The organism is Accumulibacter sp., assembly GCF_016789985.1.
GTDB lineage: Bacteria > Pseudomonadota > Gammaproteobacteria > Burkholderiales > Rhodocyclaceae > Accumulibacter.
In genome coordinates this window covers 1-14,382 of sequence record NZ_JAEUOL010000193.1, presented here as the reverse complement: position 1 = coordinate 14,382, position 14,382 = coordinate 1, and the positions used below count along the sequence as shown (strand labels likewise).

General features: G+C 64.7%; 18 protein-coding genes. 4 read left to right on the top strand and 14 right to left on the bottom strand.

Features of this window, described 5'->3' with window-relative positions; genetic code table 11:
- Window positions 1-76 precede the first annotated feature (76 nt).
- The 3 genes from istA to JNK99_RS11440 form a co-directional block, all read right to left on the bottom strand.
- Window positions 77-1,624: an IS21 family transposase gene (gene istA, locus JNK99_RS11450; RefSeq protein WP_291853034.1), complete on the bottom strand. Its 1,548-nt coding sequence runs from the start codon at window positions 1,622-1,624 to the stop codon at window positions 77-79.
- A gap of 568 nt (window positions 1,625-2,192) precedes the next feature.
- The gene (locus JNK99_RS11445) at window positions 2,193-2,684 is read right to left on the bottom strand and encodes a FlhC family transcriptional regulator (protein WP_291853031.1); all 492 of its coding nucleotides are present in this window, start codon (window positions 2,682-2,684) and stop codon (window positions 2,193-2,195) included.
- 5 nt (window positions 2,685-2,689) lie between these two features.
- Complete coding sequence (locus JNK99_RS11440) at window positions 2,690-2,962, bottom strand: flagellar transcriptional regulator FlhD (RefSeq protein ID WP_291853028.1); 273 nt, start codon at window positions 2,960-2,962, stop codon at window positions 2,690-2,692.
- A gap of 81 nt (window positions 2,963-3,043) precedes the next feature.
- Here JNK99_RS11440 and JNK99_RS11435 point away from each other — a divergent pair, with 81 nt between their 5' ends.
- Window positions 3,044-3,688: a LexA family transcriptional regulator gene (locus JNK99_RS11435; protein WP_291853025.1), complete on the top strand. Its 645-nt coding sequence runs from the start codon at window positions 3,044-3,046 to the stop codon at window positions 3,686-3,688.
- Window positions 3,689-3,799: 111 nt separating this feature from the next.
- On the opposite strand, the gene radC is transcribed toward JNK99_RS11435, so the two are convergent.
- The 4 genes from radC to JNK99_RS11415 form a co-directional block, all read right to left on the bottom strand.
- Window positions 3,800-4,399 (bottom strand): DNA repair protein RadC, encoded by a 600-nt coding sequence (gene radC, locus JNK99_RS11430; RefSeq protein WP_291853022.1) that lies wholly within the window; start codon window positions 4,397-4,399, stop codon window positions 3,800-3,802.
- A gap of 91 nt (window positions 4,400-4,490) precedes the next feature.
- Entirely contained in the window at window positions 4,491-5,276 is a 786-nt protein-coding gene (locus JNK99_RS11425) for a DUF1738 domain-containing protein (RefSeq protein ID WP_291853018.1), read from the bottom strand.
- A gap of 100 nt (window positions 5,277-5,376) precedes the next feature.
- The gene (locus JNK99_RS11420) at window positions 5,377-5,643 is read right to left on the bottom strand and encodes a hypothetical protein (protein WP_291853015.1); all 267 of its coding nucleotides are present in this window, start codon (window positions 5,641-5,643) and stop codon (window positions 5,377-5,379) included.
- Between the two features lie 13 nt (window positions 5,644-5,656).
- On the bottom strand, window positions 5,657-6,748 hold the full coding sequence (locus JNK99_RS11415) for a primase-helicase zinc-binding domain-containing protein (protein ID WP_291853013.1): 1,092 nt from the start codon (window positions 6,746-6,748) through the stop codon (window positions 5,657-5,659).
- 649 nt (window positions 6,749-7,397) lie between these two features.
- On the opposite strand from JNK99_RS11415, the gene JNK99_RS11410 reads away from it, so the two are divergent.
- Both JNK99_RS11410 and JNK99_RS11405 read left to right on the top strand, forming a co-directional pair.
- Window positions 7,398-8,444: a pentapeptide repeat-containing protein gene (locus JNK99_RS11410; protein ID WP_291853010.1), complete on the top strand. Its 1,047-nt coding sequence runs from the start codon at window positions 7,398-7,400 to the stop codon at window positions 8,442-8,444.
- Window positions 8,445-8,575: 131 nt separating this feature from the next.
- A complete protein-coding gene (locus JNK99_RS11405; protein ID WP_291853007.1) occupies window positions 8,576-8,698 on the top strand; it encodes a hypothetical protein in 123 nt (40 codons plus the stop codon).
- A gap of 134 nt (window positions 8,699-8,832) precedes the next feature.
- Here JNK99_RS11405 and JNK99_RS11400 read toward each other — a convergent pair whose 3' ends face one another.
- From JNK99_RS11400 to ssb, 7 genes are all read right to left on the bottom strand, one after another.
- Window positions 8,833-9,438, bottom strand: coding sequence for a heme-binding protein (locus JNK99_RS11400; protein ID WP_291853005.1), 606 nt, complete (start codon window positions 9,436-9,438; stop codon window positions 8,833-8,835).
- A 335-nt stretch (window positions 9,439-9,773) separates the two neighbouring features.
- Complete coding sequence (locus JNK99_RS11395) at window positions 9,774-10,034, bottom strand: hypothetical protein (RefSeq protein WP_291853002.1); 261 nt, start codon at window positions 10,032-10,034, stop codon at window positions 9,774-9,776.
- A gap of 122 nt (window positions 10,035-10,156) precedes the next feature.
- Complete coding sequence (locus tag JNK99_RS11390) at window positions 10,157-11,212, bottom strand: recombinase RecT (protein ID WP_291853000.1); 1,056 nt, start codon at window positions 11,210-11,212, stop codon at window positions 10,157-10,159.
- A 93-nt stretch (window positions 11,213-11,305) separates the two neighbouring features.
- Window positions 11,306-12,139 carry a PD-(D/E)XK nuclease-like domain-containing protein gene (locus JNK99_RS11385; RefSeq protein WP_291852997.1) on the bottom strand — a complete coding sequence of 278 codons (834 nt, stop codon included), beginning with the start codon at window positions 12,137-12,139 and terminating at the stop codon, window positions 11,306-11,308.
- 207 nt (window positions 12,140-12,346) lie between these two features.
- Window positions 12,347-12,538, bottom strand: coding sequence for a hypothetical protein (locus JNK99_RS11380; RefSeq protein ID WP_291852995.1), 192 nt, complete (start codon window positions 12,536-12,538; stop codon window positions 12,347-12,349).
- 154 nt (window positions 12,539-12,692) lie between these two features.
- On the bottom strand, window positions 12,693-12,941 hold the full coding sequence (locus JNK99_RS11375; RefSeq protein WP_291852992.1) for a hypothetical protein: 249 nt from the start codon (window positions 12,939-12,941) through the stop codon (window positions 12,693-12,695).
- An 84-nt stretch (window positions 12,942-13,025) separates the two neighbouring features.
- Window positions 13,026-13,472, bottom strand: a complete 447-nt coding sequence (gene ssb / locus JNK99_RS11370; RefSeq protein WP_291852989.1) for a single-stranded DNA-binding protein — start codon at window positions 13,470-13,472, stop codon at window positions 13,026-13,028.
- A 343-nt stretch (window positions 13,473-13,815) separates the two neighbouring features.
- On the opposite strand from ssb, the gene JNK99_RS11365 reads away from it, so the two are divergent.
- A partial coding sequence (locus tag JNK99_RS11365) for a hypothetical protein (protein WP_291852986.1) occupies window positions 13,816-14,382 on the top strand: 567 nt, incomplete at its 3' end.

Sequence of the window (14,382 nt, the reverse complement as noted above, 5' to 3'; positions counted from 1 at the left end):
CGGACGCGGGAGATACGCTTCGCCGTGGCTGAAGACGGCAGAGTGCCGGATTCAGCCATGGAGAACAGCGCGGCGCTCACTGCACCGTGGTCGATGCCGCAAACAAACTGGCGGCATTGCGGGCAAAGCGCCCCGAATGCGGAGTGGGCTCGGGCGCGGTTGCCGCCCAGGTGTCGGCCTGCAAGTCATGACCGCCGGCCAGAATCGTCTTCACCGTGCGGTAGAACGGCGACTCATGCGCCAGGGCCCGGGCGCACGCGGCGTCCAGGCGGGTGGCGGGGTAGGATTTCTGCAAATGCAGGACTCCTTGTGCCGCACGCAGCCGTTCAACGATGCGGTCGGCGAGCAGACGCTCGATCAACGCGGCGCAGGCCGGCCCAATCCGTACTGCCTGCTCCACGCACCACGCTCGGTCATGGGCAAAGAAGGCTCGGGCGTCGGGCGGCAGATGATCCTTGACGGTCCGCCGCTCACCGGCCTTGAACGCTCGGGCATGTGCGGCGACGGGCTTGAACTCATGATAAATCGTCACCATGCCGTCGCTGGCCTTGAACCAGAGACGCTTGCCGACCAAGGTGAACGAGACGGAATAGTAGGCGCGCTCGAACTGGATATGGCAGTCGGGGTGAACGGTCGCCTGCGACCAGACGCCGAGGTCCGGCGCCACGCCGGGAAGCGGCAGAAGGACCGCACGCTCAAGCGCGAAGAGATCGATCGGCGCCTCGCCGGTGGTGCCATGCCGGCGGGTGCCGGCTTCGTCCATGACCCAGGCTTTGGCTTGGCGATTGAGATCGGCCAGATCGAGGAAGGTCTTGAGCGGCAGAAAGTTGCCCTTGAGGTATTTCACCCCCGACTCGACGATGCCTTTTTTTTGCGGATCATGTGGCGGGCAGGCATCGATCTTGAAGCCGTAGCCCTCGGCGCAATCGGCATACGAGCGTTGAACCTGCGGGTCATGGATGCACGCCTTGATGATGGCGCACTTGGCGTTGTCGATGATGAGTCGTGCCGGAACGGCGGCGAACCATTCGAAGGCGCGACGATGACAGCCGAGCCAGGTCGCCACCGTCTGGTCCCAAACAAACTCGACGTACTGGTGCCGCGAGAAGCAAAGCGTCATGACGAAGGCCCAGGTGCGGCGTGGCCCACCGGCCGGGTGCTCCAGGAACGGGCCGGCACCGAAATCGACCTGGGCCGCTTCGCCGGGGGCGAAGCTCAGGCGGACGGTGGTCTGTGGCGAGATCGCCCGTTTCAACGTGCCGAGCATCCGGCGTACCGCCGAGTAGCTGCCGGTATAGTCGTGTTCGCGCTTGAGCACCGTGTGAATGACGACGCCGGAAACGCCTTGACCCAGCCAAGCCGCGATGCGCTCTCGATGCGCTTCGAGACTGGAAACGGTGGTGGCCGCGCGCTTGGCGGGCGCCAGCCCTTCGGCAATCGTCGCATCGTCGGGGGCGGCCAAGTCGCCGGCGAGCCAACCCCGTGCGCTGGCCAGGGTTCGTAGACTGGCTGCTGTCCGCCGCCCCATGAGGCCACTTCGGGAAATGTCGCGATCAGAGTCGCCTTGCCGCATACGCAGCAGGGCTTGTCGATAGTGGTGCATTTCGATCTTCCTTTTACTCATCACTTCCCTCGGAAAAAAGTCGCCGAGGGTAGCGTTGAATCGGTGAAATCCGAAATGCCCGTTGCTTACTTCTTCAGAGCCCGTGGCCCCAATACGCCGATCATCGTGTGGATCCTATATGCCGATCATGGCCTGGCTCCATTACGCCGATCATGCGCTGGGCCCTATACGCCGATCCTCAAGTGGCTCCAATGTGCCGATCGCTGACACGGGTACGCTGGGTCATGGCTGTAAGCGCGGCATCTTCGCGCTTACAGCCATGCCGACCCGCGCTTTCCGCCGCCAGATTTCCGCAGTTTCTCACCGCCGCCAACAGGGCGACGAAGCGTCTTCCAGCAACGAGGCGCCAGTTCGGGGACAGAGCCTGCGGCATACTGGTCAACGGGAAACGTCGCGGTTGGCCGGTCACCCGCAACAGCGTGCTCGTTCAGCGGATTTCTTCCGTCGTAGACCCCGAAAGAAAAAGGGCGGCCCAGTCGAAGGGTGTGTATTCCACGGCAAACTGGACGCCGCTGGCAACGCTGAACCGGCAAACGGCCAAGTAGAATCCTCTCCTTTCCCCCACCTTTCAGCCGCAGGCCCTCGCCAGACGACAGAACGGACAAGACCGGGCCTGCGACACATCCGGCTCGTAGATGAACATCGCCTGACACCTCGCGCACCGCTGCCAGCTGACGATCCGGGAGCGGACGTCCCGGATCGCGTACCACGCCGCGTTGATGTCCAGGCAATCCTGAGCAAGCCGAGCATGCACCTCCCACACCGCCAGGAGCATCGCGGCCGTGACGATCCGGCCATCGCCCTCGTCGAGCCGATTGTAGAGCGCGACGAAGGTGGAGAGATCGGCGAGCTTCCTGGCGCTGGTGATGAACGGCCGAACGGAATCCGGTAGCTTGCCGTTCGGGGGACTCTCGCCGTGAAGCTGCCGCCAGCGCAGGCGGAGCGGCTTCGGATGAATGTCCGTCAGGTAGTGAACGATCGGCACCCGCAGCTTCAACCGCAGCAGTTCATGAGCCACGCGGCTGTTCTCCAACTGGTCGGGAGCCAGGAGCGCCGGCATGATCGCTAGACCAGAGTCGCTTCGGCGTAGGTGCCCTTCACATCCTTCGGCATCTGAAGCAGGCGAATCAGCACGGCATCCGTCAGCCGAAAAGTGTAGAGCGATACGGGAACCGCCTCGGCCAGCTCGTCGATCTCATCCAGATCGAGGGAGCCGATGCGGTCGATGACCGCGCGCGGCAAGCCCGTCATGACTTCGGCTGCTCTCCCCTCCCGTGCCAGTTGTCGCGTGAGCAACAGGAACTGCCGGTTGATCTTCTGCACGTCGCGCATTTCCATGATCAGAAATCAGAAAGATGGACACACCGGAGAATTGTATATTACAATAATACCGAAATGCAACCTTTTGGAGCATGATTCATGACCCACATGGATGACGGGAGCACCGCCGGCCTCAACCCGGTGGCGGAAATCCTCGAAGCGCTGATGCGCAAACATCGTCTGAACCAAACCGATCTCGCCAATCGCTCGGGCGTCTCGCAACCCGGGATCAATCGGATCCTCAAGGAGCGATCGAAGGCCAAGCAGCCGCGGAGGGAAACGCTCGAGAAGATCGCGGCCGTCCTCGGTGTCACGCCCGACCAGCTGGCGGGTCACGAGCCCATCCCCGCGCGCATGCTCAACCGCAACGTGGTACCGGTTCGGGCCTGGGAAGATCTGCTGCCCGCCGACTCATCGGACAAACCGGACCAGAGGGGCTGGCTGGCGTGCCCGATCGAGCACAGCGACGAGACCTTCGCACTCCCTGTGCTCGGCGACGCCATGCGGGCCGACGACGGTTACCGCGAAGGCGAGATCCTGTTCATCGACCCGGCCGCTCCCCCTGCGCACGGCAAGGATGTCGTGGTTCTCAACGGGACGACCGCCCTCTTCCGGCGCCTGGTGGTGACGTCCGAGGGCCGTTTTCTCACGACCCTCAACCCCGCCTGGCCGACACCGATCATTCAACTGCCCCACGACGCGGTCTTCTATGGGACGGTGATCTTCTCCGGCCGAATTCGCTGAGGATTACGTTTACCGCGCAGAAACGTAATGGTCTATTACATCTGGACAGGCCCAGCGATCCCGTGATCGGCCAAAAAAATACCCGCACGAGGGCGGGTATTTTTCCTGCGGTCAGATCAGGCCTCTTTCCGCGAACGACATCACGGTCGTGTCGGCCACGATGAAGTGGTCGAGTACGCGGATGTCGATGAGCGCCAGCGCGTTCTTCAGGTCACTCGTGAGCAGCTCGTCCGCTCGTGACGGTTCGGCAACCCCCGAGGGATGATTGTGCGCCAGAATCACCGCCGACGCGTTGAGCTTCAGCCCGGCACGAACCACTTCCCTGGGATGGACCGAGGTCTGAGTGGTCGTTCCGCGAAAGAGCTCCATGCCGGCAATCAGCCGGTTCTGGGCATCGAGCCAAAGCGCGAGGAAGCTCTCGTACTCCTGCCCCGCCAGGAACAGCCGCAGGTAGTCGCGCACCGCTCCAGGTGAAGCCAGCATCCCGGGCGCGTCGGCAAGGCTTTCGGCCAATGCGCGGCGAAGGAGTTCGCGCGCCGCCATTAACCGACTCGGCAGCGCATAGGAGAAAGGCTCTTCCGCCACCCGCAACGTCTTGCCCGGCCGAATCCGGCGCAAGCCGAACAACTCGGCGAGGGAGTGTGTTTCATGTACTTGCGCTTCTTCACCAAGCAGGATGGTGAGCAGTTCGCGGTCGCTGGTCTGTTTCATCTTGGGTGCCTCCAATGGGAAAAGCGGGACGGCACCCTCCCCTTGCGGGACGATGGCACGCCCCGCGGGGTCAATCGGTTGACTGGCTGGCTTACGGCTGGTCGGCCTGCGGCCGGCCGGCTGCGAGGATCTGCTGGCTGACCTTGAAGATTCGCTGCGCCGCTTTCTCCGGCAGCTTGTCGCCCTGGAACCAGTGCTGGATGTAGCCTCGCGACTCCTCGCGCCCCGGCAGATCGAGGATCGAACACAGCAGGTAGGCCACGCCTTCGGCTTCGACCTCCCGGAGATCTCTCGGCATGGCTGTCGCATCCTGGCAGTCGCCGGCGAGAGTATGGCCAAGCAGCACGTGCGCCATCTCGTGAAACCGGGTCGCGTGGGGATACTCGGCGAGACGGCTGACGGCGATGCGGCGACTGACCGCATAGCCCAGGACGTTGCCGTCCAGGCAGTCGAAGTGCTCCAGCGTGATGTCCAGGGCGGCCAGCGCCGTTTCGGCGTGCCACTCCGGTGATTCCACCGGCTCGCTGTAGTCCTCGCCTTCGGTCTGCTCGAGGCTGAACCAGCGTGGCGCCAGCCGGAAGTGCATGCAGACTTCGTCAGCATCGCCGGATTCGCCCGAGGGCTCTTCCGGCCGGCGCCTGACCGCGATCGGCATCCACAGCGACAGGGCTTTCTCGCCCCTGCGCACCGAGCGGCCGAGCATCTTCCAGCGGCCGAAGCTCGCGATCGGTGACAGCGGTAGCCCTCTTCGATCGAGCTGGATGGCTGCCAGAATCTGGTTGCCGATGCTGAAGCGGTGGAAGCGGCGGTAGGCCGCGCTGATGATTCCCGGCTCGGTAAGGGCCCGTTCGAGCAACGGTGCGAATTGGTCGTACATGGTACCTCCTGTGAAAAGCGGGAAGGCACCGTCCCCTTCGGGGATCGATACACTCCCCGTGGGATGAAGAAGCCGGCCGCGGCCGGCGATGGGTCCTGCGTCAGTTGCGCTGAATCGACGGCCAGACGGACCGGGCAAACTCGCGTGCTGCGACGGCGTGCGGCCCAAGAAACCGGGTCGCGGTCCTGCCCGCCGGGCACACGAGGATGCGGCTCACGACGGTGATCTGCTGGCGCACGCCGATGTCGTCATCGAAACGCGCCTGCAGGTATTGCCGGTAGTCGCCCTGCCATCCGGCTGGCGGAGCGAAGGGTCCGCAGCCGCCCGGCAGGGTATCGATCCGGCTGAAGTCGATGACTCCGTACATGGGGTCCTCCGGTTCAGGCGGCCCGGGTCAACGCCCGCTCGACGCTGCCGAGGGCAGGAAACCCTGCCGTGCCCAGGTGGTTGAAGACATCGAGCCAGTCGACACCCTTTCTGCCTTCGGGAATATCGGCTGCGGGCGCGATGGCACCGGCGCGAATCCCCATGGCCCAGAGGCGAGTCACGAGGCTCCGCGCCGCTTCCTGTCCATGACCGAGAGGATGCTCTCGAGACGGCCGATCCTTGTCAGCAAACACCAAGACCTGATGCACGCCGGGTGGCGGAACGAAGGTCTCCAGGAGATGCGCGTTGCCAGTGGCCCAGGCGGGTATGCCGGTGGCCTCGAGCACCGCCAGCGCCGTCTCGATGCCTTCGGTCACTGCCAGGCGACTGCCGGGATCGACGAGGCGAATCGCGCCGCCGGCCAGCTCTCGCGCCAGCGGTGGGCGCATCAGCTTCCTTGGTGCCTCGACCGGCGCTTTCTGGCCATCGACCGTGAGGTAGGTGCGATGCAGGGTGAGCGCATCGCCGTCCTGCCCGCTCAGCTGCGCCAGAATCGCCGGATAGCGCCCGACGAGACCGTTGTCGGCGTAGTACCCCAGCTCGGGGTGAAAACGCAGGGCCGGAGGCACGCGAACCGCGAGGCCGCGTCGCGCGAGATACAGACGGGCCGGCTCGGCCTCCCGATGGGTGAGTGGCAGCGACTCTCGCCAGGTTCGGTTGAGCTGGTCACGCTGGACCGCATCATCCGCCGGACCAGAGTGGTGCGCGACGAGCGATGCGCGCGGCACGACGTGGGGAACTCGCACTCCTGCGAGGTGGCTGGCGACGGCGCGAATGGTCTTGCCGAACTCCCAGCCGTTCACCCACATCAGCAGGGAAAAGCCGTCGGCGAAGTAGCCGCAGGTATTGCAGACCCCGCCGCCGGTTTCGTCGACGTCGCGAAAGACCCGAAAACCGTCGCGACCGCCGTGCACCGGACAAGGAACATGTCTCCCTTGCCGACCCACGGCGTCCGTCAGCGTCGGCGCGAGGTCCTGCAGGATCGACGCCCAACGCCCGCGGGCGTCGTCCTTGACGCGTGCCGCGTCGTACTCGTAATTCATCATTGGTGCCTCCATGGAATGTCCCGACCGGGCCTTCCGAAGCACCCCAGACCGGGAGCCTTCGCAAGGTCCCGGCCGGCCGGGTGGGTGGGAAATCTCCGCGCAGACTGGAGGTATCCCTGCCGGGATACGCTCCCCGGCGGGGTGAATGCTGCTGGTTGTTTCCTCGTGGTCAGCTACCACGCGTCGGTCCTGCCCTTACGGTGCGGGAACGAAACTCGATCGGCTTGTCGCAGGAGGCCCGGCGGACCCCCTCCGAAAAGCCCCGGCGGGTGCGCCGGGGAAAGCTTGCGGGGAGAGAACGGGGATGATGGTACGCAGTCGCCGTCAATCGTGAGCGCCAAGATGTGGCCGGAACGGATCGATTTCGGCAGTCCGGCGTGGAGTCGACCGGGGTCAGTCCGGCTTTCCAGTTCAACGTCAGCAATGCTGCGCAGTCGGGGGGCGATTCGGCGGTACTTTCTGCAAATCGCGACGCCTGCCGGCCCAAGTCGGCGATTGACAGCTGCGCCCGGCGTCAGCCATACTTTTTAGATAGTCCGCTTGATTTCCTATCCTTGATGGCGAAGACCGGCTTTGCCGTGGGACGGTGCGGCGCTGGCAACGAGCCCTGAACAGGCTGAAGGCGGGGTCGCCGCCGAACGAGAGTACGATGAGAGAATCACTTGCGTTGCTGTCGAGCTTGGGGAGCGTCGAAGCCTGGAACGACTGGCGGCGGGAACATCCTGAGGAGCGGCCGGACTTCAACCGCCTGAGCCTCTATGGTCTGTTCTCCGACTTCGACACGCCGTCATTGGTCAAAGGCGCCAGAGCGCAACTGGCCGGTATTGATCTTCGCGGCGCGTCGCTTCGCGGCTGCTTCCTCGAGTTTGCGGACCTTGCGGGTGCGGACCTCACGGGTGCTGATCTCGAAGCCGCAATCCTGACGGACGCCGTCCTCGATGGGGCCCGGCTGGACCAGGCGAACCTGCGCGACACGAACCTGCGCCGCGCGTCGCTGCGAGGGACCAGCCTCGGCGACGCCAACCTGATGTACGCCCAGTTCAATGGCGCTGACCTCGGTGGTGCCAACCTGGAGAACGCCAACATCTATGGCATCTCGGCCTGGAACGTGAGGGTCGACCCGGCGACTCGGCAGCACTCGCTGCGAATCGCCAACTACGGCGATCCGACAGTCACCGTCGATGACCTCGAAGTCGCCCAGTTCGTCTACCTGCTTTTCAACTATCGCAAGATCCGCAACGTCATCGACGCGGTGACATCGAAGGTGGTGCTGATCCTTGGCCGGTTTACGGCGGAACGAAAGCGTGTGCTCGATGCCGTGCGTGACGAGCTACGCCGGTTCGACCTGGTACCCGTGGTGTTCGATTTCGAGCCTGCGGCCAACCAGGACATCAGCGATACCGTCACCTTGCTGGCCCGCATGGCGCGCTTCATCATCGCCGACCTCACCGACCCCAGGAGCGTCCAGCAAGAACTCACGCTGATCGCACCGGCCGTGGTGGTGGCGATCCAGCCGATCATCCTGTCGGGGCAGGAACCGTGGGCGATGTTCCCGGACCTGCGGCGCAGAGCCCATTGGCTATTGCCCGCGTACGAGTATCGCGACCTTCCGGACCTGCTTACGCACCTGAAACCCCATGTGGTCGACCGAGCCGAAGCCAAGCGCAGAGAACTCGCTTCGGGCTCTCCGGTTTGAGAGGCGCACCAGTCGCGCGCCGGTTCCGTCGGTGACGAGTATCGCCGCGGTGTGGTAGGCAAGCGGCTCCATGAAGAGGTGGACACCACGCACCTCGTCACGAACCGCTTGGCAGCGTCGGTGTCGGCGAGTTGTCCTATCCGCACGACGCCGAGTTCGACCACACCAGACGACGGCTCGTCGCCGACACCGGCAGCGACCACGTGGGGATCTACGAGATCAAGGGCGCCAGGCCAAGCTGGTCGGCGAACTGAAGGGCCGCGCAGACCCGGAAGGCGTGGTGGTCACGCCCTACCGCTGAGGCATCGATACCGACAACGATCGCGCCCCGGTGCGACACATCGACTGCGCCGCGACGATCCAGGGCACCGTCGGCAGTCGACCTCGCTCAGTCCACCTCGAGCCAGATCTCGTTGCGTCGCCAGAACCACGGCTTCCAGGGTGGGTCGTAACGAGCCCAGATCGGCTCACCATGCCACGGCAGGCCAGCCTCTGACAGGGCATCCTGAAGCCTCCTCAGATTCTCCTCGTAGCGGCTCTGTGACCAAGTCCCAGAGTAGCCGATGACGGCAAACGTTCGGACGGGCATCGCGCGCAGGGCAATTCGCGAATCGAGCGGCTCCGGCAGCGTTTCCAGTGTCCATTCCTGCGGCATGGTGAACTGGATGACGTAGCCACCGGGACTGGGGCTTTGTGCCACCGGTGCCGTCATGGCGATCCGGCTCGGAGCCTGAGCCACCGGCGCCGTCATCTCGATCCTGCGCGCCCCCTTGTTCTGTCCGAAGATGTATCCGGCCAGAATCCGGAAACCCTGGTTCCCCGCCTCGTCCGGTGCTGCGCTGACGACCGTTTCCGCTACCAGATAGGGCTCATAGCGCCGCAACTCGAACGCCTCGTACGCGCGGACCAACTGGTATCGCGGCTCTTCAACGGCCATGGCAAGGCTCCATGCCGCCAGCAGGATGCAGGCGGCCAGATGGTGAACACGGGTCATCAAGGATCCTCGGGAGTTGCCGCGACCAGCCTGAATGGACACACCCAGAGTCAAGGCGCGCCTTTCACGGCTGCAGCCCGTTGTGGTCGGAGCGGCAAGGCTTCTGTCCGACAAGGATACTACGCCACGCTGACCAGCCGGAATCAGGCACCGGCGCGCGCGTCGAAGCCGGTTGATTCGCACGGCTGTCCGCTGGCGAGCGGATGGCACCAACCGCCTGGCCCTTCAGTGAGCTGAAAAAAATGCCCCGGCGACCCCCTGCCTGGTCAGGCTGGAGTCCCCAGGGCGTGCCGCGCTTCCCGTGTGCCGCGAGGTGGTCTGGTGCAACGGGTTGATCAGCCAGAAGGGCAATCCGCATGCCACGCCAGCACCCGCTCGCGAATCTCGTCGGAGTCGAGGCCAAACAACGCGCAGCACGTGCGGTACGAGAAGGCGCCCGAGCGCTCCTTGGGCGCGCGCAGCCAGGCGAGAATCTCCCGCCGTGTGGCGACGGACACCCGCGCATCGAAGAGATCGTGCAAGGACTTCTCCAGGAGATGTCCGTGCAGACGGACGAGGTCTTCGTCGGACCACACGACATGTCTCTCGGCTCGCACTCCTTCTCTCCGTCCCGACGCCGCTGGCCGCGGCATCGTCTCGTCGTCCGCGTGCATGGCCGTCTCCGCTGTGAGCGTCCAAAGGTGCTCACCGGGAACGGTGAGCACCTCGGACGAGATGGTCAGGCCGACGCGTTGTTCACCACGCCACGGATCGGCGACGATGGTGACGATGGCGGCGTCAACGCAGCCTTGCGGCTGCGGTAGGCGCGCAGCAGCCGTTCGAGATCGTCGCCGGCGACAGCGTCCTCCGCCTGCGCGTACGCCTCGTCCAGAGCCTCGAGCGATAACGCCTGCCCAATGCCCGTCAGTAGATCGGCGAGTGGTTTGCGGGTCGACGCGCGCGCCGGATCGGACGCCTGGCCGGGATCATCCGGTTGCTCGTCAAGAACTGGTGCCCAGGATCCATCGATGGCCTCGGCGACCCCGAGATTCTGGGTCTCACCGCGCTCGTTCAGCTCATCCATCGCCAACGCCATCGCCAGTTCGGGTGATTTCGGCAGCAGATTGCACAAGCGGCGAATCACCGTCTTGAGGCCCATCGAGACGAAGTGCGTGTCCCACGGACTCTCCTTGCGGAGCTTCCTGGCCATCTGGTAGCCGCGGGAGTGGTCACGAACCTGCTCGACCTGCTCCCTGGACAAGGCGTAGAAAGTTCGTGTGCCATCCTTGAGGACCGCGACGGCATAGAAGCCGACGATCGCGCCGCGCTCGTCGTCGGCAGCGGGAAAGCCGTTCTGCTTCAACGGTTCATGCATCAGCGATCGGTGGAGACCGAGGACGATGTCGAAGCGGTCGTTGATCCGCACCTCATGACCGTAGATATCCTGCACGAGGCCGCTGTTGCGTGCGAGCTTCATCAGGCCCTGATAGCCGGGAATGAGCTGGCACTGGCTGCCAAACGGGACGAGGTGCGCTTCGCCCATCAGGCCGACTTCGAGGCCGAGCTGGCTGGACTGGATGACGGCCGCGAAGATGCTGCGCGGATCGACATCGGCGAGTTTCGGATTCAGGCGAAAGGCGGTGAGCGCCACCCGAACGATGCGTTCCGGGCTGAGATGCCGGGGCAAGGCGCGGGCGATTTCGCCCTTGAACTCTTCGAGCATCACCGGAAACGACACCGCGTTGGCCGGCGTTCCCTGACGGGATTTCTGCAGATTGCGCAAGGTTTGTGACATGGCTTTCTCCAAGGAAGAAAGGCGGAGACACCATGCCGCCCGGAGCGGGGACTGGTTCCCCGCCGGGGTGGATGAACGACTGGAAATGGCCGCTCAGGCGGCGTCGAACGCGAAGGCTTCGGCGTTGGCGGCCCAGCGTGGCAGGGAGATCAGTTCGACCTCCCCCGCCGGCTGGTACGCCGGCCAGCTGCCGGACTCCTGGCACCACTGCAGCAACTGCAGCGCGGCCTGGTACTTTCTGCGACCGACCTCGATGATTTCCGGGTCGGCCCGATACACGGCGACGGCATGCGGTGGCTCCTTCTCGACGGCGACGAAGAGGAAGGGCAGATCCCTGCCGGTCACGTGCTTGATGCCGTCGACGTAGAACGCGGCCTGCACGTCGTAGCCGAGGTTGGCGATGGCACGGGAGAAGCCCCGGCTGCTGGCATCGAGACAGCTCTTGAGATCGACGATGGCCGTCTCGTTGAACCAGTCGGGACGACACCGGCAGGCGATGCCGGTGGCGGCATCGGTCCAGAAGGCCGACAGCTCGGCTTCTCCCTGCTCGAGCAGTCTGGCCGCGCCCTGGTGGGCGAGCACGGCAGCGCGCATCCGGCTCAGGGTCGCCCGATCCTCGGGGGTGATCACCGTCTTGCCCTGATTGGCCTCCTCGAACCGGGCAGCCGCTTCCTTGCCTTCCTTGGTCCGCCGATCGAACTTCTCGGCCACCACGAATTCCTCGGTAAAGCGATCCGGCTCGAGGACGTACGCGTGAACCGCGCTACCAAACGCCATCGCCAATGTCGGCGGCGGCGGATGGTCGAGGGTTTCGCGCAGATGCGCGGGACTCTTGAGCATCCGGAGGATGCCGGAGTGTCCGATCGACTGATCGGCGTGGTACTGCTTGGCCGGCATGTGCAGCAGGCCGGGATGTCTCGGATGCATGGTGCCTCCAGAAGAAGAGGCCGGAGTCACCTGCCCCTGCCGGGGAAAGCGTCCCCGGCAGGGTGGATGAACTGCTGCTTGTTTCGTGCGGCCAGCTACCGCAGCTTGCTCGGGCGCATGGGAATCCACGGCGCTCGCTCAAAGGCTGCTTTCCGGAAGGCGCTCGACGAACGCGCTCGGGAAAGCCCCGGCGAGCCGGGGCGGGGTTCAGGTTGCTGTTCGTCCCTGCTGCGAAAGGGCCAGTCCCCTGCGCAGCAGCTTGCGGGTTTCCGGATCGGTGCGGCCGGCCTGGAGTCTCTGGTGGAGATCACAGGCCGGAGCGATCGGCAGCGCCCTGAAGAGACGAACGAGCATGGGGTTGGACTTGACGATTTCGTCCAGTGCGGGATCGAGCGCCATGGTCAGAGCCCCAGAGCCCGGACGATCGGACGGCTGAGGATCCAGCCGGAGATGCAACAAGCAACAAGAACGAGTGTCATGAGATGCCTCCAGAAAAAAAGAGGGGGCAACCTCCCCGGCAACGGGGACGATGCCCCCGCACGGGGATGAGAGGTCAGGCGATGACTTCGAACGACGCATCGCCCTTCTTTGCCGGACCGGGGTCAGTCCGACTCCGGCGCTGACAGGCCGGCCGGTGGTACGGCTGCCAGTCGGTCGTGTTCTCCTGCACCGGCTCTGGGGTGACCGTCGGTCCGGGCTTCTGGAGAAGCCAGTCCTGGAAGATCTGCACCACCCAGCGGAGAAAGGAGAGAACCAGATGCAACCCCGCCAAGAGGGCGAGAACGAGAATGACGCGCTCCATCAGCAGCACTCCTGCAGTGGGATGGGGGTCTGCTCCCGGCCGGGGAGACGGACCACCCGGTGGGTGAAAGAAGTCATGCGCGGATCAGAACGGCTCGATCGGCGCGACTTCGTCGAACGTCGGTGTGGTTAGCGCATCGGCTGGCGTACTCGGGGTCCGACGCTGGGCCTGACCTGCTGGGGCATCGTTCGCGGACGGGCGAGCGCCGAGCATCTGCATTTCGCTGGCGATGATCTCGATGGTGTAGCGGTCCTGACCCGCCTGGTCCTGCCATTTGCGGGTCTGGATGCGCCCCTCGATGTAGATCGGCGCGCCCTTCCGGAGATACTCGCCAACGACTTCGGCCAGGCGGCCGAAGAAGATCACCCGGTGCCATTCGGTGGTTTCCCTGCGCGTACCGGTGGACTTGTCGCGGCTGGTCTCGGTCGTGGCGAGCCGGATCGTGGCGATCGTCTCGCGGTTCGGGGTCGTGCGAAGCTCGGGATCGGCGCCAAGATGGCCGATGAGCGTGACTCGGTTCAACGAGGGCATGGTGCCTCCTGATCATGAAGGCAGGGATGCCGCCGTGTCCTGACGGGGCGACCCCGCCGGGGTTGGGAGAAGATGCTGTTTGTGAAGAAGGCCAGCTACCTTCACTTCGATCGGCCTAAGCGGAACGAGAGATGGCTGATTCTGTGTCGTCGTCGGCATCGCCGGAGGACGAAAAGCACCGCTTGGGATCGCATTTCGAAGATCGCCGCCGCGACGCGATCGCTACGCTGCGGTTGGGCAACCCCACCGGAGACACGCCATGGTGCAGAGGCAGCGCAGCGCATCGACGCAGATTCCGTCGGTCAGACCGGACAACAGCCGGCCATTCCTGACGCAGAAGGTCGTGCTGAGTTCGCTGCATGCGCAGCAGGTCTTCGACCGCGGCTACGAGATGTGCGCGAACGCGCTGTTCTCGCTGAGCGTGGTGCTGCGCTTCATTGGTTCGGAAGCGCAGGCGCAGGAAGTCGACGCCCTCGTCGATGCGTTGATCGACCAAGGACTGGGAGATCTGCGCCAGGAATCCCGGCGGCTCCGGGAAGTCGCCGAGAGCAACGGGATCGAAGCCACCATTGGCTACACCAGTGCCAAGACGGTGGAGGTGCAGATCACCTCGCCACGGGCAATCCGGTACCTGGCGATCATCGGCGAGTTCGACGGCATGCTGGCCCTGATGGATGCGCTCTGGCTGTCATCCGTCGTCACGGACAGCCAGTACGCGCGCGGGGTGTACGATTGGAAGCGGCGGATTCTCAGACTGGCGGGGCAGATCCGGCAGATCGCGAGTCGGGCGGTGCTGGCGGCGCGGAGGAAGGAGGCGGGGGAGACGGGTGGTGCGGGCGCGGATGCTCCAGTCGTGGAGAATGGTGATGTGGCGGCGAAAACTGCCAACGACAACCGAGAACCCTCCGAA